Here is an 18357-nt window from a genome sequence, read left to right as displayed (position 1 = left end):
TTAACAGGGCAAGCATCGTTCACCCTGGAAAAAGATTATGAAAACCATAACAACCTCCATCGCGGCATTACTCCTCCTGACAGGGTGCGATAATGCGCAAACCTCTGCAACCCAGCCTCCTCTGCCGGAAGTGGGGATTGTCACCCTGTTAAGCCAACCGGTCTCCGTCGTCAGCGAACTGACCGGGCGCACCACTGCCGCCATGAGCGCCGAGGTGCGTCCGCAGGTGGGCGGCATTATTCAAAAACGGCTTTTTACCGAAGGCGAAACCGTAAAAGCCGGACAGCCACTGTATCAAATCGATCCCTCCAGCTACCGCGCCGCGTACGATGAAGCCGCCGCAGCGCTGAAACAGGCGCAGGCGCTGGTGCAGACCGACTGCCAAAAAGCCCGGCGCTATGCGCAGTTGGTGAAAGACGACGGCGTCTCACGTCAGGACGCCGAAGATGCGCAGTCCACCTGCGCGCAGGACAAGGCCAGCGTGGAGTCAAAGAAAGCGGCCCAGGAGAGCGCACGCATTAACCTCAACTGGACCACGGTCACCGCCCCGATTACCGGACGTATCGGCATCTCTTCTGTCACCCCGGGCGCACTGGTGACCGCCCAGCAGGATACCGCGCTTGCCACCATTCGCGGCCTGGACAGCATGTATGTTGACTTAACACGCTCCAGTGCCGATCTCCTGCGATTACGTAAACAAACGCTGGCCAGCAGTAGCGATACGCTGAGCGTGTCGTTAATTCTGGAAGACGGCAGTACCTACCGTGAAAAAGGCCGCCTGGCGCTGACTGAAGTGGCGGTCGATGAATCGACAGGATCGGTCACGCTGCGCGCCGTCTTTCCGAACCCGCAGCATCAGCTTCTGCCGGGCATGTTTGTCCGCGCCAAAGTTGATGAAGGGGTGATGAGCGAGGCTATCCTCGCCCCGCAGCAGGGCATTACTCGCGATGCCAAAGGCAACGCCACCGCGCTGGTGGTCGGGGCCGACAATAAAGTAGAAAAACGTCAGCTGGAAACCGGTGAGACCTACGGCGACAAATGGCTGGTGCTGAGTGGCCTGAAGGCGGGCGATAAGCTGATTGTAGAAGGCACCGACAAAGTCACCGCCGGTCAGAAAGTCAGCGCTGAAGAGATGAAAACCGCAGGAGGAGACGCCTGATGTTTTCCCGCTTCTTTGTGCGTCGTCCGGTCTTTGCCTGGGTGATCGCCATTTTGATTATGCTCGCCGGGGTGCTGGCGATCCGCACGCTGCCGGTGGCGCAGTACCCTGACGTCGCCCCGCCGTCTATCAAAATTTCCGCCACCTATACTGGCGCATCGGCGCAGACGCTGGAAAACAGCGTGACGCAGGTGATCGAACAACAGCTCACCGGACTGGATAACCTGCTCTACTTCACCTCCACCAGCAGCTCAGACGGTTCGGTGAGCATTAACGTCACCTTTGAACAGGGAACCGACCCGGATACCGCACAGGTTCAGGTACAGAACAAAGTTCAGCAGGCCGAGTCGCGTTTGCCAACCGAGGTACAGCAATCCGGTATTACGGTGCAAAAATCGCAGAGTAACTTCCTGCTGATCATGGGCGTATACGATAAAAACGACCACGCCAGTAGTTCGGATATCGCCGACTGGCTGGTAAGTAATATGCAGGATCCGCTGGCGCGCGTTGAAGGTGTCGGCAGCCTGCAAGTGTTTGGCGCGGAATACGCCATGCGCATCTGGCTCGATCCGGCAAAGCTCGCCTCGTACTCGCTAATGCCCTCCGATGTACAGAGCGCGATCGAAGCGCAGAACGTGCAGGTTTCTGCCGGTAAAATTGGTGCGTTACCTGCTTCAGGCAAGCAACAGCTGACGGCCACCGTACGCGCCCAGTCGCGCCTGCAAACGGTCGAACAGTTCAAAAATGTCATCGTTAAGAGCCAGTCCAGCGGCGCAGTGGTGCGCATCGGCGACGTGGCGCGCGTGGAGATGGGCAGCGAAGATTACACGGCCACCGCCAGGCTGAACGGCCATCCGGCCGCCGGTATGGCGGTGATGCTCTCACCGGGTGCGAATGCGCTCAATACCGCTACCGCGGTGAAAAATAAAATTGCCGAGTTCAAACGGGCCATGCCGGAAGGCTACGATGTGGCCTATCCGAAAGACAGTACCGAGTTCATTAAGATCTCGGTGGAAGATGTAATTCAGACGCTATTCGAAGCCATTATCCTCGTGGTGGTGGTGATGTATCTGTTTCTGCAAAACATCCGCGCCACGCTGATCCCGGCACTGGCGGTGCCGATAGTTCTGTTGGGAACGTTTGGGGTGCTGGCGCTGTTCGGCTACTCCATCAATACCCTCACGCTGTTTGCGATGGTGCTGGCGATAGGTTTGTTGGTGGATGACGCCATCGTGGTGGTAGAAAACGTCGAGCGTATTATGCGCGATGAAGGGCTGCCCGCTCGCGAAGCCACCGAAAAATCGATGGGCGAAATTTCCGGCGCGCTGGTCGCTATTGCGCTGGTGCTTTCCGCCGTGTTCCTGCCTATGGCTTTCTTCGGCGGCTCGACCGGCGTCATCTACCGCCAGTTTTCAGTCACCATTATCTCAGCGATGTTCCTCTCGGTGGTGGTGGCGCTGACCCTGACGCCCGCGCTCTGCGGCTCAGTGCTGCGCCATACGCCCCCTCACAAAAAAGGGTTCTTCGGCGCGTTTAACCGCTTCTACAGCAAGACTGAGCATGGCTATCAGAATAAGGTGCTGCGCGCCCTGCGTCGCTCCGGTGGCATGCTGGTGGTCTACGCCCTGCTCTGCGGCGCGATGGGCGTGGCGATGCTGAAATTGCCCGGCAGTTTTTTGCCAACGGAAGATCAGGGTGAAATCATGGTGCAGTACACCCTGCCAGCCGGCGCGACGGCGGTACGTACGGCGGAAGTCAGCCGTCAGGTTCGCGAGTGGTTCCTCAACAAAGAGAAAGCCAATACCGACGTGATTTTCACCGTCGAGGGCTTTAGCTTTAGCGGCAGCGGCCAGAATGCCGGGATGGCGTTTGTCTCCCTGAAAAACTGGTCCGAGCGTAAAGGCGATGAGAACACCGCTCAGGCGATTGCCCTGCGTGCCAGCCGGGAACTGGGTTCCCTCCGTGATGCTACTGTTTTTGCCATGACGCCACCTGCCGTAGAAGGCCTGGGTCAAAGCAACGGTTTTACCTTCGAACTGATGGCCAGCGGCGGCACCGACCGCGACACGCTGCTGAAGATGCGTAACCAGCTCATCGGCGAAGCGAATCAGGATGCTTCCCTGCATGCCGTACGCGCCAACGATTTGCCGCAAATGCCGCAGTTGCAGGTGGATATCGACAACAACAAAGCCGTATCGCTGGGGCTTTCTCTGAGTGACGTTACCGACACCCTCTCCAGCGCCTGGGGCGGGACCTACGTGAACGATTTTATCGATCGCGGCCGCGTGAAAAAGGTCTATATCCAGGGGGACAGCGATTACCGCGCCGCGCCTTCCGATCTCAATAAATGGTATGTCCGCGGCAGCGACGACACCATGACACCGTTCTCCGCTTTCGCGACGACACGCTGGGAATATGGCCCGGAAAGTCTGGTGCGCTACAACGGCTCGGCGGCCTATGAAATTCAGGGCGAGAACGCCAGCGGCGCCAGCTCCGGCACGGCGATGACCAGAATGGAGCAGCTGGCGAATAATCTGCCGTCCGGCACAACCTGGGCGTGGAGCGGTTTGTCGTTGCAGGAGAAGCTGGCGAGCGGCCAGGCGATGAGCCTGTATGCCCTTTCCATCCTGGTCGTGTTCCTGTGTCTGGCTGCGCTGTATGAGAGCTGGTCGGTGCCGATTTCGGTCATTCTCGTTATCCCGCTCGGGGTCCTGGGCGCGGCGCTGGCCGCCTCCCTGCGCGGGCTGAGCAACGACGTCTATTTCCAGGTGGCGCTGCTGACCACCATCGGCCTGTCGTCGAAAAACGCCATTCTGATTGTTGAGTTTGCGGAGGCGAAAGTCGCGGAAGGCTACTCCCTGACGCGCGCCGCGTTGCGTGCCGCCCAGACGCGACTGCGCCCGATAATCATGACGTCGCTGGCATTTATCGCAGGCGTAACGCCGCTGGCCGTCGCCACCGGCGCAGGCGCCAACAGCCGCGTGGCGATTGGGACCGGCATCATCGGCGGGACCCTCGCGGCGACGCTGCTGGCCATCTTCTTTGTTCCGTTATTCTTCATACTGGTGAAACGTCTGTTCTCCGGTAAGCACGCAAACCGGAGGTCATAATGTTTCGTGTATCTGTTTTAGTGTTAGCGCTGCTGAGCGCAGGCTGTGTGTCGTTAGATCCCACCTACCAGCGTCCCGACGCGCCCGTCCCGGCTACGTTGCCGGGCGCCCATGGCGAAGCCACCGCCGTGGTGAGCCAGTGGCAGCAGGTCATGAACGATGCACGCCTGAAAAGCGTGGTGACAATAGCGCTCACCAGCAACCGCGATCTGCAAAAAGCGATTGCTGATATTGATGCCGCCCGCGCCCAGTACGGCGAAACACGCTCATCTCTGTTCCCGTCGGTGGATGCCAGCCTGAGCCACACCCGCAGCCGCACGCTGGCCAACGGGGTAAGCACCAGCGATGAGGCCAGCGGGGCCGTCTCCAGCTTTGAGCTGGATCTGTTTGGTCGTAATCAGAGCCTTTCACGCGCCGCGCGTGAAACCTGGCTTGCCAGCGAGTTCACGGCACAAAACACACGCCTGACAATGGTCAGCGAGCTCACTACGGCCTGGATTACCCTGGCCGCAGATAACAGCAACCTGGCGCTGGCGAAATCCACTCAGGAGAGCGCCGCCAACTCGCTCAACATCGTGAAGCGACAGCAGCAAGTGGGCGTCGCCGCCGCCACAGACGTCAGCGAAGCCATGGCGGTTTATCAGCAGGCGCGCGCCAGCGTCGCCAGCTATCAGACGCTGGTGATGCAGGACAAGAACGCCCTCAATCTGCTGGCCGGCAAGACGGTACCGGAAAACCTGCTGCCCGGCACGCTGGAAAGCCTGAGCGATAACGCCATCACGTTGATCCCGGCGGGCGTCAGCTCCGGTACGCTACTGCGTCGCCCCGATATTCAGGAGGCTGAACACAATCTGTTGAGCGCCAACGCCAATATCGGCGCCGCGCGCGCTAACTTCTTCCCGAGCATTTCGCTGACCGCCAGCGCTGGCGTCGGCAGCGATTCGCTTTCGTCACTGTTCAGCCACGGCATGAAGGTCTGGTCTTTCGCGCCATCGATCACCCTGCCATTATTCAGCGGCGGCAATAACATGGCGCAGCTGCGTTATGCCGAAGCGGAGAAGAAAGGGCTAATCGCCACCTATGAGAAAACCATTCAGAGCGCGTTTAAAGATGTCGCCGATGCGCTGGCGCGTCGCGAAACCCTGAGCGAACAGCTGGATGCCCAACGTGAATACGTGGCAGCAGAACAAAAAACGCTGGATGTGGCGACGCGCAGTTATCAGGCAGGCGTGGACGATTATCTGACCGTCCTGACCGCGCAACGCTCCCTGTGGTCAGCCCGGACGTCATTGATTGCCCTGCAACAGACCGACTTTGAAAACCGCATTACGCTGTGGCAGTCGCTGGGCGGAGGGGTTCAATAACCGCGATGGCCGGGACGGGGCTGGAGGCGTGTAACTCTCAGATATCGGGAGTTTATACCCGCAGCCCCGTCTTTACTGAAAGGACGGTTTACACTGAACGCGCTTCTTTGATTCCTGTACTCTGACAGAAAAAGACATTAAAAAGGCGCTGAATAATTACACGCAAGCAGTCGGCAATGTATAAGGTTCCTTTTAAGGCCAGGCGGACAACCGAAGCTTAATGAAGCGACGAAATATAAGTACACCTGTCTTTTATCTCTGCTGTTAGCTATCCATAACTTTTAGTGTAAGCATTTACTAACCTGCATTAACGCTCTGTTAATGCAGGTTTTACTCTCTTATACCGCCACGTCCACGCCGCGCGCTTCGGTGAAGGTATTACGCTTCTGCGCCCAGCTATAGAACGCCAGACCGATAAACAGACACACCACGCCAGTTATCACAATACCGGTGCTGACAGGCACCAGTTCAAACAGCATACCCAGCAATAATGACCCCGCCGCGCCGCCGCAGGAGCCGATAGTAAACCAGTAGCTGATCACCTTGCCGACATGTTCGGCGGGGATCTGCTTCTGAATCACCGTCAGCAGCGGAATATCAATCGTGGCGGCTGCGATGCCAATCAAAATTACCGCCGCGAACAGCCAAAGCGATGTGAACGGCAGCCAGAGGCTCAGCGCCAGCAGCAATACGCCAGCGCCTAACAGGATCTCGCAGGAATAGGTAAACAGCAGCGGGCGCTGAAAGAACCGTTTACCTACCCACAGATTCGCCAGCAGCTCCGCCAGCCCGTTAGCGAACATCAGCGCGCCATACAGCCACGGCGGGCTTTCCAGCGTGCGCAGCACCAGAACAGGAATGCAGATTTGCAGGCTACCGCGCCAGAAAAACGTAAACGCGCCATACAGCCATACGCGGGTCCGCATCACCGGATCGATGTGCAGCACCTGATACCCGTTGCGCAGCTCCTGCCAAAAGACGCCAGCCGTTAGCCGGTTCGCTGGCGCTGCACGCTGTTCGCTTGTCGGCATCGTCCACAGCAGCAGGCTGGAAATACCGAAAACCACCCCGGTCACCACAAACAGCATATGAGACGGAATGCGGTCCTGAAGCACCGCCAGCAGGCCGGACCCGAGGAAAAACGCGGGCCATGTGACCGTCTGAATCAGCCCGTTCGCCAGTTGCAGGCGCTCAGTACCGGCAAGCGTCGGGATCAGCGCTTTCGCCGCCGGAACGGAAATCGCAAACAGCGTCGAAATAAACACGCCAATCGCCGATAACCAGTAAACGTTAAGCCAGCCCACATACCAGAACGCCGGGATCGCCAGCACGCTCAGGGTGCGTATCAGCTCAAGACAAATCACATAGCGGCGCCGGTCGAGCCGGTCGCTGATAACCCCCCCCAGCGGCCCCAGTAAGCCGCGCGTCAGCGTCACGGCGAATACGATGGCCCCAAGCGTCGCCGCCGACGAGCCCATTTTCAGCGCGTAGTAAATAAGCGATACGGAAAACAGCCCGTCGCCAAGGTTCGTCAGGATCTGGCTGTAAAAGAACGGAAAGAAGCGTTTTTCGCGCAGCAGCTCCCCGTAACCTTTTTTCTGTACCGTTGTGCTCATCTTAGGGTCCTCGCAGCAGAGTGCGTAATGCCTGTAACAAAGCGCTTTCCTGCTCCTGAAGCTGCCGGGCGCGCGCCACCAGATCGGCGATATCCAGCCGTCGGGTAATGCGGGCTTTTACCACCAGGCTTTTCAGAACAAACGCCTGCTGGCCGAGCTGGCGCGCCAGTTCAGTGATGGCGCACTGGTCGGGATGCTGAAGCGATAAATAGTGTGCGAAAAGGGTTCGCGATCCTGATAGTAAACTGAATCCGTCATGTAATAACTGCAATTTAATTTCACGTGCTTCAAAATTATCTTTCAGGTAGTCCTCAATGCCGGATAAAAAATGTTGGCTGTCCTGATAGCCGTGAATGTAATCCTGTAACGCCTGATGAAAATACTGTACCGCCTCGTCGCGATCATAATCTTCAAGCGTAAACCAGCGTGCCAGTCGGTCACCGTTATTATCAAAAAAACCGGCAACATCTTCTAATCCATACTGATACTGGCACAATACGCTCGCCGGATTGTCATCCGCGACGTGATAACGGTTGTGCGCCTCCTCCACACCATTCAGCACCACGAGATGATGTAAATGTTTCTGGCGATATTCAGGGCAGTGCGGGAAATAAAATACCGATCCCGAAATCAGCACAAATCCATACTGCCTGATAAGCGCATCGACATCCGATTTAATCTGGCCAAAACATTCGCCCCGTAATTCGTGCGGATAAATACCCAGCGCGTTTAAATCAGGTTCGCTAAAACAGCCGTTCACGAAATTATATTTCGGCTTTTTTTGTTGAATGATCTGCCGGAAAATTTCATCGCTGCTGACCAGCGCACGATAAAAAAGCAGATCGGTTTGCGCCCGGCGCGCTTTAAGAAACACGACGGCATGACGCTCGGCGCAGTTCATAAAGCGACGATCGTAGAGCTGCGCATCGTGCGGATAGAGAATATCCGTCATCATGTCACTCTCCTGTGAGCTGGTATTTACTGTGCAACAGCGAGGCGAGACGCCCCGCATGCGTAAAATGCGTCATATCCAGGTCAGCGGGGTCGAAAACAAAATCCAGCGCGCTCTCAAGCTCCGCCACCAGGATAACCACGCCTATTGAATCCACGCCCAGCGACGCGAACGAGGTGTTCGCGCCGACAGGCCCTTTGTCAGTCAGCTGTAGCGCCAGTTTTTCCAGAATGACCGTCTCCAGCGCGGCAACAGATTGCTCAGACATTCGCTCTCCTCAGGCGCCTGCTCGCGCCGTACTGGCGCGCTGGCGCGCTTTACTCACCAGATACGCATTCTGAAACGCCGGGGGAGACAGCAGCCGCCCGGTCAGATCGCGGTACTGATGCTGCAACATCGGATCCGCCAGAATCGCCTGATACAGCTGCTGCTGACGGACCTCATCTTTCGTAATGAGTGAATCGGCGATAATGCCGCGCGCATGGGCCGGGAAGTAGGCATTAAAGCGCTGCGCGTAAGCTTTCAGCGCCGCGGGCAGGCTGGCATGCTCGTCAAACGAGGCCGCAAGCATGGAGGCCGCCTGCAGCGCAAAACTGCAGCCCACGCCGCTCATCGGATCCAGCGAAAGCGCCGCGTCGCCGATAAATGCGATATCCGCATGCACTGGCTGGCGCACCAGGCTTGGGTAATCCTGATAACCGTAAACCGGCGTCTCAAAGCGCGCGTTACGCACGTCAGGCATCTGCGGCACTGTCGTGAAGTAACGCAGCAACGCCTGCTCTGCGCCTTCGTCCTGCCAGCGTTTCGCCGTCTCTTTATCAACATAGGCCGACAGCAGCGTGCGCCCGCCCGTCAGCGGGTAAAGAAACGCCATGCCGCCTGCGCTGTGCGCAAAGAGCGAACGCCCTTGTTCAGGCGCAGCGATGCCAGAGCAGTAGGCAAAAAACGTCGCACGCTGGTTTTCATGTGCCACCGCGTCGTTGCCGGTCAGGCGGGCGATAGCCGACGTGCGCCCGTCTGCGGCCACCAGCACTCTGCCTTTCACCTGGCTGCGCTGCGCGTCTTTTTCAACGGTCAGCGTCCAGCCGTCCGCCGTGCGCGCAAGGTCAGTCACACGCTCGCCGAATCCGCTTTCCACGCCCGCCTTCTCCGCCTGCTGACGCAGCGCCGGATCCAGCACAGACCGCTCCAGATTCAGCGCATACCCTTCGTTTGTCGGGCCATACCCCCCCTCCGGATCGATATAACCGGCGGCGGTAATAAAGGCGGCTTTCGTGCGCATGCTGTAAGGCGGGCTGGCAAGCGCCGCCATATTGAGCTGTTCAAGCACCGGTATCGCAGCCGGCTGAATAAAATGGGTGCAGAGTTTCTTATAGCGCTGCGCGTCAGGCATTTTTTCGATAAGGCGAACCGTCATGCCTCTCTGCCGCAGCAGGATGGCGCAGGCGCTCCCACCCACGCCGCCGCCCACTATCAAGACGTCATAGATCATGGTTGGCTCCTCATACAGCAATCGGCTGATCAAGCAGCGCGTCGGAAAGCACGGCATCCATCGCACGCTGCAGAATATCCAGTCCGTCGCGCAACTGCGCCTCGGTGATAGTCAGCGCAGGCATGAGTTTGATTACCTGATCGCGATCGCCTGCCCGTTCGATAATCATCTTCTGCTCGAAACAGGCACGCGACACAGCGCGGGCGTGCTCAGGCTGGTGAAACTCCACGCCATAAAACAGTCCGCGACCACGGGTTGCTTTAATAAAAGGCGCAAAGCGCAGATGGATTTCCGCCAGCCATTGCTTCACCACGCTTTCCAGGTGAAACACATGCTGGCTCAGGGCGTCGTCAGCCCAGAAGGCGTTCAGCGCGGCGCGGGCGGTGACAAAGGCCGTGGTGTTGCCGCGAAAGGTGCCGTTATCCTCGCCAGGACTCCACTGATCCAGCTCCGGTTTATAAAGCAACAGCGAAAACGGCAGCCCATAGCCGCTCAGGGATTTAGACAGGCAGACAATATCCGGCTCGATGCCCGCGAATTCAAAACTGAAAAACTCGCCGGTGCGCCCACAGCCCGCCTGAATATCATCCACGATCAGCAAAATATTGTGACGACGGGTCAACTCGCGCAGCCGTTGCAACCACCCGGCAGAGGCGACGTTAATGCCTCCTTCGCCCTGTACGGTTTCCAGAATCACGGCGGCAGGCAGGTCAAGACCGGAGCTATTGTCGGTCAGGAGTCTTTCGAGATACGCCACGGGATCCAGGCCATCGAAATAGCCTTCATACGGCAGGCGAAAGATATGCGCGTCAGACCATGGCTGGCGGTTATCGCGATTGCCGGTCAGGCCCAGCGCGGTCGATGACATGCCGTGAAACCCGTTAGTAAACGCCACGATAGTGGCGCGATTGCGGGTCTTACGCGCGAGCTTGATGGCCGATTCCACCACGCTGGTGCCGGTCGGAGACGTAAACTGCATCCGGTAATCCAGCGCGCGCGGCGTGAGGATCACCCGATGAAAATCGAGGATGAACGCCATTTTGGCTTCAGAATGCAAATCCAGCGCCGCCTGAATGCCGTCGTTCGCCACATAATCCAGCAGCGCCTGTTTCAGCGCGGAAGGGTTATGGCCATAGTTCACCGCGCCAGCGCAGCTTAAAAAATCGAGCCAGGCGTTATCCTGCGCGTCATAGAGATAACTTCCGCTGGCGCGCTGAAACACCACCGGAAAGTTGCGGCAGTAGCTGCGCGCCGAGGATTCGTGGCGGGCGAATACATCGAAAACTGTGTCATGCGTAGTCATATTTTTTACCATTTCCGCAGAGAAAAAGAGACATTCAGACAGGTACTTCCTGCTCCTGAAGCTGTTGCGAAAGCGACAGCCAGATATCCTTCGCCCGGAGCGACAACAGACTGAAAGATCCCGCATCGCCATAACCGTGAGAGGATTCGCACAGGCCGTTGAGGAACAGCGGCGGCAGCATGCAGCCAGGCCGGGAACTCAGGCTGTAGTCACGGTTGATTTTCAGAAAGCCGCTCTCCTGAGTGTCGATGAGCGGATAGAGCTCGCTTAACAACGGCGGGCAAAGCTCTTCGCTTTCGCCGCTGCCGAGATTGCGAAAACCGGTCGCCAGCACCACGCCGTCCAGCTCGCTCACGGTTTGCAGGCGGTGAGTATGGCTGTCGGTCAGATGCAGCGTGCAGCCGGTGTCATCCTCGCGATAACCGGTTATCTGCTGGTTAGCGAGGATCTGTACGTGTTGCTGGCCCGCCAGTTTGTCTTCATACATTCCGACATAAAGCTGGTGAATGACGTCTTTATCCGCCGAGGAGTAATTGGTGTAATGCAGATGACGGTTAATGTTTTGCTTCGCCGCCGGAGTGCTGGAGAAGTAATAGTCCACAAACTCCGGAAAATAGACATGTTCGCTAAACGGGCTGGTGTCCTTGAGGCGAAAACCATATCCGCGCTGAATATTAATGACCTCGACCTGCGGCCAGTTCTGGCGCAGATGCAACAGGATTTCCACGGCGCTCTGGCTGCCGCCGACGACCGCAATGCGCCGCAGCGGGCGGCGCGCGTTTAGCCTGGCGAGACTGTCGAGGTACGACGTCAGGTGGAAAACGCGCTCACGGTTGGCGCCCGTAAAAACGTCGGGAATCAACGGCGTGCGGCCCGGCGCCACGACCAGCGCGCGAGCGCGCCATACGCCGCCGTCGGCGGTTTCTATCTGATAGCGCTGCGGCTCAACGCTTTTATCGAGACTGATTTTTGTGACGTTCTGCCCGTATTTCACCTGATGTGAAAAAGCCTGCGCCACCCAGGTGACATATTCGGCGAACTCCCGGCGCAACGGGAATTCGAGCCCCAGATTGAGATGCTCGAACAGACGGTTTTTCTCAAACAAAAAGTTAAGGAAGGTATAGCGGCTACGCGGGTTACGCGGCGTGACCAGATCGCGTGCCGGATGGTTCTGGATATCGCTGCCCGAGAGCAACATTTGCGGCTGCCAGCAGGGGCCGTCGCGACGCTCCAGAAATAAACACTTTCCTTTAAAGCTAAATTCTTCTAACGCAATCGCCAGTGCAATATTCGCCGGCCCAAAACCGATACCGATAATATCGTATTCCATTTCATTACCGGCGGCTTCCCCGGCATAATGAGTTTGCGTGATCATAAACGCGCTCCGTTAAATAGACCAGGAAAGTACTTCTTCGCTGTGACCGATATAATCCCAGTGGGAAATGAGGTTTTCTTTAAACACAAGAATTTCAAAAATACGGCTCTGAAAAGCGACCTGCGTATTTTTATTTACAAAACTCGCGCGCACTTCAACACAGACGCGGTTACCCTCTTCCATAATGATCGTTTTATCCAGTCGATAATCGCCGAGCACCCGGTAACGCGGCGTCAGAAATTCATTCAGCGCCGCCTTACCACGCAGCGTTTCCAGCTGGTTATAATTCACCGTCACATCTTTGGTAAAACAGGACATAATGATTTCCATATCCAGCGTGCGAAACTTTTCGCACACCGCAGCGACCCGCTGAGCATTATTTGCGGACATAGCGACCCCGTCAGAATTAATGATTAATTCCTGATAAAGCGTTATTTTTAATTACGGGCGGAAAAGCGAGGCTTATCCGCCGTCAGGGAGTTATCAGCAGCCGCAGCTTACCGGCGTGCCGTCGCGGCCTTCATGGCCTTCGGTGGCGTAACCGTCGCGACGCCACCAGTCCAGCCCGCCGATAAGCTCTTTCACCTGGAAGCCCAGCGTCAGCAGCTTCATGGCGGTTTTGGTCGAGCCGTTACAGCCGATACCGTCGCAATAGCAGATATACACTTTGGATTTATCCAGTTCCGTAGTGTTGTTAAAGCACAGCGCTTTATGCGGCAGGTTAATCGCGCCCGGAATATGCTCGCGCTGGTACGCCTCTTCGCTACGGCCATCCACCACCACAATGTTTTCCCCGGCTTTAAGGGCGAGATAGAGATCCCATGAATCAGCTTCAAAGGAGAGTTTTTTCTGGTAGTACGCCAGTTGTTCAAGGTTTGACATAACGTTCTTACTCCATTCAGTGGGTTAGCGCGGCTGCTATCCGATCCACAGCACGCTGTGCGCTTGGTAGTTTCCCCGCATACAGACAGAAGTCATGCGGCATGTCAGGGTGGTGATAATGCGTCAGCGAACCTCCGTGTTCGCGGGCCCTGGCGACAAACGCCAGGCCTTCATCCTTCAGAACATCATATCCGGCGGTATGGACTGTGCAGGGCGGCAACGCGCGGTATCCGAAAGCCGGGCTGAGCGGATCGAACTGCTGCGCGCCGCACCACGGTAGCCAGTGGCTGGCGAACCCGCGCATCGTCTGGGCATCCAGCAGGTAGCCCTCGCCGAATTCGCGAAACGACGCGAAATCGTGATGGCGGGCCAGCACCGGGTAAATCAAATGCAGGCTGGAAAACGCGCCCGCGAGCGGCCCGCTGGCGAACCAGAGCGCCAGCAAGCCGCCCACGCTGTCACCGACCAGAGCCGGTCGCGGCGAAAGGGTCATCCACTGTGCCAGTTGTCTTTCAAGCGCGTCAACGCAATCCTGCATGGGAGTTTCCGGCGCTTTCGGGTAGTCGAACGCATAAATTTTCCGGCCGGTACGCTGACAAAGCGCGCTTAAAAAAGGGGCGAAAACCGCCGTCGAGTAGTAGACCAGACCGCCGCCGTGGAGATAAAAAATCGGCTGCGGATCGCGTACCTCGTCCGGATAAAAGCACCGGATGCCTTCTTCTTCACGCATCTGGCAGGCAAGCGGCGCGGAGAGTCCGGCAATCCAGCGCGCCACGCGCGCGCGCCCATAATCCGTTTCCTCTTTCACACCGGCCGACATCATGACGTTGCGTACGGCCAGCAGGCTGGCGAAATCCTTCGCGATCGGTTGCAGTTGCGTCATACCACCTCCGGAGCCGGTTGCCAGGCGATAAGCCCCTGACGCGTCACGCGCCAGAGTCGGAAACTGGACGGACGGCTTTCCCGCCGATCGTCGAACCGTAACGGCCCCAGTACAGTCTGTGCAGGCAGTTCGGGGTAACGCGCCGCGGTTTGCAGCGCCGCCAGCGTTTCCCACAGATAAGTGCCCGGCTCGCCGCCCCAGCGGCGTCGCCATATCTCGCGCACGCGCCGCGCGGTTTCACCCGCCGGGTGCGGACAGATACCCGCAATCAGAATGTCGTGCCGATCAGGGTTGATGCCGTGCGCCAGCAAATCCGGTGCCAGCGCCGTTGAGCCCGCGTCATCGGTCAGGATCAGCCTGCCCGGCAGATCGGTATGCGCCCAGCGAATCGCGTAACGAACCGATGCCGCATAGCGCCCGGAGAACAGGCGGGTCGTGCCATAAGGCGTCAGCCTCAGTCTCGCCGCCAGTTGTTCCGCCACGCTGATGCCATGCAGCGAACCGTCATGTTCCGGCGGCGCGACACACCACTGCGCCAGTTCTGTCTGTTCGCTCAGCCATGCCACGTAATCCGCGTCGTTATCGCAAAGTCGCCAGGTGGTGGCGTTACGCGTCAGATGGCTGGCGGTCGCGGCAGGTAAAAACAGCGGCACGTTGTGGGCGGCATATTCCGGCGCGGCGGCGTCGGCGGCGGCGGACGCGAAATGCCCCACGACGGCGTCCGGCGACCAGGCCAGGATATCTCGCGCCGCGCGTAAGGCGCCTTCACGGCTGGCGTTGTCATCAAACAGGCGGATCTGTACGCTCGGCCCCAGCAGACAATGCCGCGCCAGCACTACCGCACGTAAAAAAGTGTGTGTATGAATAGAAAATTTCGGATCGAGACAGGCCACGCAGGCGATACGTTTCATGCGTACAGTCGCTCCTTTATCTGTTCGCTGAAGCGGCGGGCGGCGGCGGGGATGTATTTCGCGCCGCGACCGGAAAAACCGCAAAACAGGGCAATGGCCTTGTCTTTCTCAAGGCGGATCTCGGGCAGAAGATCTGCGGTATAGCCGTCATAACCGTCACGCCCGTCAACTACATGTAAATCACTGCCGGGCAGCAGATGTTGCGTCAGCTTCTGGTGATAGCGCTGATTCGCTTTGCTCCATTGCAGTTGCTCTGGCCGCGCCGCATCATGCTGCGGCGCGCCGCCGACAAACGCGACATCACGGCCATCGGGACGCAGATAACCGCCGCTGCGCTCATCGAGCAGACAAACGCCTGGCGCTTCACCGGTTGGGCTGTACAGGCTGCTGAGTGGAATTGTGCGACTAAAAACCGGGCAGTCGGCGGCAAGCGTGACGCTATTCGCCCCTGCCGCCACCACCGCCAGCCGGGCGGTAAACGTCTGGCTTCCCGCCGTGACGCTGGCGCCTTCTCTCGTCTGGTTGACCGCGCTGACGCGGGTGCCTTCCAGAACCTGCGCGCCGTGCTGGCGCGCCTCCGCGATAAATGCCTGACAGGCGAGACGCGGGTTAACATATCCGCCCAGCGGCTCCCATAAAATGACGTCGCCCGCATCCGGCGTCAGCGCAGGCAGCATCTCTCGTGCTCGCGCCGGTTCGATAAAAGCCATCGGATAATCATCGTCGGAAAAATCATCAATCGCGCTACGGGCGTTATCGCGATGTTCGTCTTTCAACAGATACAGAACGCCGCAGCGGGTAAAGACGCCGGGCCAGCGCTGCGCCGTACGCGCCCACTCCGTCACGCCGTCGCGATTCATCTCCATCAGAACGGGGTGCTGATCGTAGACTCGTACAATGCCGCGCGAGTGCGCCGTCGCTCCACCGGCGCCCGGCGTGGTGACGTCCAGCACCAGCACGCGCAGGCCGAGGCGGCTCGCGAACGACGCCAGTGCGCTGCCCGCAAGCCCCGCGCCGATGATGATGAGATCCCGCATCGGGTTCATGCGCGCGTGCCTGCGCCGGTTTCGCGATCCAGATAATCTCTGGCGCCCGCCTGGTTCCACCAGACCGTGAAAAAATGGAACGGCGCATCGCCATCGTTACGCACAAAATGGCTGCTGCCACGCGGAATAAATATCTGATCGCCTTTGGTAAACGGGTACTCCCGGTCATCGATAATGACCGTGGCGCGCCCTTCAATGCCGATGAACAACTCGTCTTCATCGGCAGGCTGGTTCACATGACGAAGCGTTTCGGTCATTGGCCGCACGATGCAGTATCCGGAACCTATCGGCGTGTTGACGCCCTCCCACGGGAACGTGCGGATGCCATCCAGCCCATATTCATAATGCAAAGTTTGCTCGCTGAAAAACTTCACCTGCGGGCCCGGCGCAGGTACGGCCGCTGCGGCGAACTTCCCGGCCAGCGCCGTTAAATCGCCCACCGTCGCCAGCGTGCCGATATCATCGACAAACTGCTCAAGCGACACCTGATACGCCTCCGACAGCGCCAGCAGAATGTTGATGGTGGTCAGTGAGTCGACGCCCAGCGTATACAGCTCGGTCTGCGCCTCCAGCGAAATGGCAGGCATCGCCGTAACGCTTGCGCGGATTGCCTGCTCTACGTGTTCAAAGGGGGATTGCTGATTCATAGCCCACTCCGTTTAACGGGATAAAAGTGTCGCCCTCCGGGCGCTGAAAATAGCGGCACGGGTTCTGCATCGCGGCGCTGAAAAGTTGATCGAGCAGCGTTCGCTCGTCGGTTTTACCGGTAGAGCTCAGATTGACGTCATCTGCCCAGCCCCAGATTGTCGGCAGCATGTAATGCGGTAGTTCGCTTCGCAGGTATTCTTCGATTTGCGGCAACCGCGCCACGTTTTTGCCAGTCAGCACGACGGCTATCTGCGCTTTGCCACGGATCTCCATTACCCGGACGGCAGCGCGCTCCACGCCGACGCCTGAAAGGCATTTCTGTCGGATTTCGCCCAGGTGAATACGACGCCCGGCAATTTTCACTTCATCGTCGCGACGCCCGATATAGCGCACGTTGCCATCCGACTGCATCAGGCAGATATCGCCGGTGCGGTAATAGCGCACGCCATCGCGCACGAAAATGACCTTGTCGGTTTCCTGCGGCTGATCGAGATACCCTTTCATGACCAGCGGGCCGCCGATGCACAACTCACCGGGCGCCTCCGGCAACGCGGGCTCGCCGTTATCGCCCAGCACCAGGCATTCAACATCCCGCAGCGGTATCCCGATGGGCCAGCTGGTGGCGCGCCGCGGATCCGCCTGCGCAATGGTGTAGCAAAGGCAGACGATGGTGGTTTCCGTTGGGCCGTAGGCATTGATAAGACGAATACCCGGCAGGTTTTGCTTCCACAGGTTAATGATTTTCGGATCGCAGACTTCCGCGCCGGTCATCACCATTTGCAGCGATGAGAAGTGCTCAGGAGCTATCTGTTTTCCGCCTTCCGTAATCAGCGTCAACAGCGTCGAAACGGCAATCAGGTGCGTTATCTGCTCGCGGGCGATGGCCGCGCGCATCACCGGCCCGGCGTGCAGGCTAGCGAATTGGTAAACATACGCGCCAAGCGAGAGCGGCAGCAGCGTGTCTTCAATTGAGACATCAAAATGAAACGGCGACAGGCTGAAAACGCGTGAGTCGGGCGTGAAACGCAGCACCTCGTTGTGCGCGCGGAAATAGGTTTTCATGCTGCCAACGCTGATTTCCACCCCTTTCGGCTCGCCGGTCGAACCCGAGGTAAAAATGATGTACGCCGTGTCATCGTCATGCGGAATGGCGCAGGCCAGCGGCGCGGTATTTCCTGTTTCGCACACCTGCGCCAGCGCATCCCCGCTAAGCCACGGGCCAGTTTCCGCCAGCGGCGTGCGGCTGAGAGACAGCGTCACTCGCCCGGCAAGACGTGCCAGCAGCTTGCGCAAGCGGTTTTCGGGCAACTGCCCGTCGAGCGGCACATAGACCGCGCCGAGTTTCCAGCAGGCGGCAGCGATAACCGGCATCAGCGCATGTTTTTCCGCCAGCACCGGCACCCTGGTGCCCGCGCTGACGCCATGGTCCGCCAGCCAGTGGCCAAGACGCATCGCCATGGCTTCCAGCTGGGCGAAGGTATAGTGGCGCTTGCCGTCGCTAATCGCGGTTTTATCCGGGTGAAGGGCAACGCCGCACGCGAATAATTCGCCAGGCGCATAGTCGCGTGTCTGCCCGGCCTCGGCCTGGTAAGCCCAGTAAGGTAAAACTGGCATCG

At 58.4% G+C, this 18357-nt stretch carries 16 protein-coding genes; 3 read left to right on the top strand and 13 right to left on the bottom strand.

The features are described 5' to 3' along the window. The first annotated feature begins 37 nt into the window (after nucleotides 1-37). Genes AACV31_RS05535 through AACV31_RS05525 form a run of 3 tightly spaced genes read left to right on the top strand, consistent with a single transcriptional unit; the run spans nucleotide 38 to nucleotide 5633 of the window. Nucleotides 38-1159 carry an efflux RND transporter periplasmic adaptor subunit gene (locus AACV31_RS05535; protein ID WP_105537599.1) on the top strand — a complete coding sequence of 374 codons (1122 nt, stop codon included), beginning with the start codon at nucleotides 38-40 and terminating at the stop codon, nucleotides 1157-1159. Continuing rightward, complete coding sequence (locus AACV31_RS05530; protein WP_075199341.1) at nucleotides 1159-4269, top strand: efflux RND transporter permease subunit; 3111 nt, start codon at nucleotides 1159-1161, stop codon at nucleotides 4267-4269. The genes AACV31_RS05535 and AACV31_RS05530 overlap by 1 nt, the downstream gene beginning before the upstream one ends. Continuing rightward, complete coding sequence (locus AACV31_RS05525) at nucleotides 4269-5633, top strand: efflux transporter outer membrane subunit (protein ID WP_165156470.1); 1365 nt, start codon at nucleotides 4269-4271, stop codon at nucleotides 5631-5633. The genes AACV31_RS05530 and AACV31_RS05525 overlap by 1 nt, the downstream gene beginning before the upstream one ends. 338 nt (nucleotides 5634-5971) lie before the next feature. On the opposite strand, the gene AACV31_RS05520 is transcribed toward AACV31_RS05525, so the two are convergent. From AACV31_RS05520 to AACV31_RS05460, 13 genes are all read right to left on the bottom strand, one after another. Further along, the gene (locus AACV31_RS05520) at nucleotides 5972-7249 is read right to left on the bottom strand and encodes an MFS transporter (protein ID WP_165156469.1); all 1278 of its coding nucleotides are present in this window, start codon (nucleotides 7247-7249) and stop codon (nucleotides 5972-5974) included. 1 nt (nucleotide 7250) lies between these two features. After that, the gene (locus AACV31_RS05515; protein ID WP_165156468.1) at nucleotides 7251-8204 is read right to left on the bottom strand and encodes a hypothetical protein; all 954 of its coding nucleotides are present in this window, start codon (nucleotides 8202-8204) and stop codon (nucleotides 7251-7253) included. Nucleotide 8205: 1 nt separating this feature from the next. Beyond that, a complete protein-coding gene (locus tag AACV31_RS05510; protein ID WP_105581499.1) occupies nucleotides 8206-8469 on the bottom strand; it encodes an acyl carrier protein in 264 nt (87 codons plus the stop codon). Between the two features lie 9 nt (nucleotides 8470-8478). Then, the gene (locus tag AACV31_RS05505) at nucleotides 8479-9693 is read right to left on the bottom strand and encodes an NAD(P)/FAD-dependent oxidoreductase (protein ID WP_075199336.1); all 1215 of its coding nucleotides are present in this window, start codon (nucleotides 9691-9693) and stop codon (nucleotides 8479-8481) included. 10 nt (nucleotides 9694-9703) lie between these two features. Then, nucleotides 9704-10996 carry a diaminobutyrate--2-oxoglutarate transaminase gene (ectB, locus tag AACV31_RS05500; RefSeq protein ID WP_075199367.1) on the bottom strand — a complete coding sequence of 431 codons (1293 nt, stop codon included), beginning with the start codon at nucleotides 10994-10996 and terminating at the stop codon, nucleotides 9704-9706. A 34-nt stretch (nucleotides 10997-11030) separates the two neighbouring features. Beyond that, entirely contained in the window at nucleotides 11031-12371 is a 1341-nt protein-coding gene (locus AACV31_RS05495; protein ID WP_075199335.1) for a SidA/IucD/PvdA family monooxygenase, read from the bottom strand. Between the two features lie 12 nt (nucleotides 12372-12383). Then, nucleotides 12384-12761 carry a nuclear transport factor 2 family protein gene (locus AACV31_RS05490; RefSeq protein WP_075199334.1) on the bottom strand — a complete coding sequence of 126 codons (378 nt, stop codon included), beginning with the start codon at nucleotides 12759-12761 and terminating at the stop codon, nucleotides 12384-12386. 93 nt (nucleotides 12762-12854) lie between these two features. Then, nucleotides 12855-13253, bottom strand: coding sequence for a rhodanese-like domain-containing protein (locus tag AACV31_RS05485; protein WP_075199333.1), 399 nt, complete (start codon nucleotides 13251-13253; stop codon nucleotides 12855-12857). Nucleotides 13254-13269: 16 nt separating this feature from the next. Beyond that, nucleotides 13270-14136 carry an alpha/beta hydrolase fold domain-containing protein gene (locus AACV31_RS05480; protein ID WP_075199332.1) on the bottom strand — a complete coding sequence of 289 codons (867 nt, stop codon included), beginning with the start codon at nucleotides 14134-14136 and terminating at the stop codon, nucleotides 13270-13272. Continuing rightward, nucleotides 14133-15047 carry an amino acid ABC transporter substrate-binding protein gene (locus AACV31_RS05475; RefSeq protein WP_161589917.1) on the bottom strand — a complete coding sequence of 305 codons (915 nt, stop codon included), beginning with the start codon at nucleotides 15045-15047 and terminating at the stop codon, nucleotides 14133-14135. The genes AACV31_RS05480 and AACV31_RS05475 overlap by 4 nt, the downstream gene beginning before the upstream one ends. Then, the gene (locus AACV31_RS05470) at nucleotides 15044-16093 is read right to left on the bottom strand and encodes an NAD(P)/FAD-dependent oxidoreductase (RefSeq protein ID WP_234006169.1); all 1050 of its coding nucleotides are present in this window, start codon (nucleotides 16091-16093) and stop codon (nucleotides 15044-15046) included. The genes AACV31_RS05475 and AACV31_RS05470 overlap by 4 nt, the downstream gene beginning before the upstream one ends. Then, entirely contained in the window at nucleotides 16090-16740 is a 651-nt protein-coding gene (locus AACV31_RS05465) for a cupin domain-containing protein (protein ID WP_075199330.1), read from the bottom strand. Before AACV31_RS05465 ends, AACV31_RS05470 begins: the two co-directional genes overlap by 4 nt. After that, a complete protein-coding gene (locus tag AACV31_RS05460) occupies nucleotides 16718-18355 on the bottom strand; it encodes an amino acid adenylation domain-containing protein (RefSeq protein WP_165156467.1) in 1638 nt (545 codons plus the stop codon). Before AACV31_RS05460 ends, AACV31_RS05465 begins: the two co-directional genes overlap by 23 nt. Nucleotides 18356-18357 lie beyond the last annotated feature (2 nt).

Origin of the sequence: Cronobacter sp. EKM101R (assembly GCF_963888145.1) — a bacterium.
GTDB lineage: Bacteria > Pseudomonadota > Gammaproteobacteria > Enterobacterales > Enterobacteriaceae > Cronobacter > Cronobacter turicensis.
Note: the sequence above shows the minus strand (reverse complement) of the source record. Positions and strands in the feature narration are given on the sequence as shown.

Bases quoted from the DNA above. Each gene is read 5' to 3' on its own strand.
- AACV31_RS05470 (WP_234006169.1), bottom strand. From the start codon at position 16,093: ATGAACCCGATGCGGGATCTCATCATCATCGGCGCGGGGCTTGCGGGC.
- AACV31_RS05495 (WP_075199335.1), bottom strand. From the start codon at position 12,371: ATGATCACGCAAACTCATTATGCCGGGGAAGCCGCCGGTAATGAAATG.
- AACV31_RS05490 (WP_075199334.1), bottom strand. From the start codon at position 12,761: ATGTCCGCAAATAATGCTCAGCGGGTCGCTGCGGTGTGCGAAAAGTTT.
- AACV31_RS05465 (WP_075199330.1), bottom strand. From the start codon at position 16,740: ATGAATCAGCAATCCCCCTTTGAACACGTAGAGCAGGCAATCCGCGCA.
- AACV31_RS05475 (WP_161589917.1), bottom strand. From the start codon at position 15,047: ATGAAACGTATCGCCTGCGTGGCCTGTCTCGATCCGAAATTTTCTATT.
- AACV31_RS05525 (WP_165156470.1), top strand. From the start codon at position 4,269: ATGTTTCGTGTATCTGTTTTAGTGTTAGCGCTGCTGAGCGCAGGCTGT.
- AACV31_RS05480 (WP_075199332.1), bottom strand. From the start codon at position 14,136: ATGACGCAACTGCAACCGATCGCGAAGGATTTCGCCAGCCTGCTGGCC.
- ectB (WP_075199367.1), bottom strand. From the start codon at position 10,996: ATGACTACGCATGACACAGTTTTCGATGTATTCGCCCGCCACGAATCC.
- AACV31_RS05530 (WP_075199341.1), top strand. From the start codon at position 1,159: ATGTTTTCCCGCTTCTTTGTGCGTCGTCCGGTCTTTGCCTGGGTGATC.
- AACV31_RS05510 (WP_105581499.1), bottom strand. From the start codon at position 8,469: ATGTCTGAGCAATCTGTTGCCGCGCTGGAGACGGTCATTCTGGAAAAA.
- AACV31_RS05460 (WP_165156467.1), bottom strand. From the start codon at position 18,355: ATGCCAGTTTTACCTTACTGGGCTTACCAGGCCGAGGCCGGGCAGACA.
- AACV31_RS05535 (WP_105537599.1), top strand. From the start codon at position 38: ATGAAAACCATAACAACCTCCATCGCGGCATTACTCCTCCTGACAGGG.
- AACV31_RS05520 (WP_165156469.1), bottom strand. From the start codon at position 7,249: ATGAGCACAACGGTACAGAAAAAAGGTTACGGGGAGCTGCTGCGCGAA.
- AACV31_RS05505 (WP_075199336.1), bottom strand. From the start codon at position 9,693: ATGATCTATGACGTCTTGATAGTGGGCGGCGGCGTGGGTGGGAGCGCC.
- AACV31_RS05485 (WP_075199333.1), bottom strand. From the start codon at position 13,253: ATGTCAAACCTTGAACAACTGGCGTACTACCAGAAAAAACTCTCCTTT.
- AACV31_RS05515 (WP_165156468.1), bottom strand. From the start codon at position 8,204: ATGATGACGGATATTCTCTATCCGCACGATGCGCAGCTCTACGATCGT.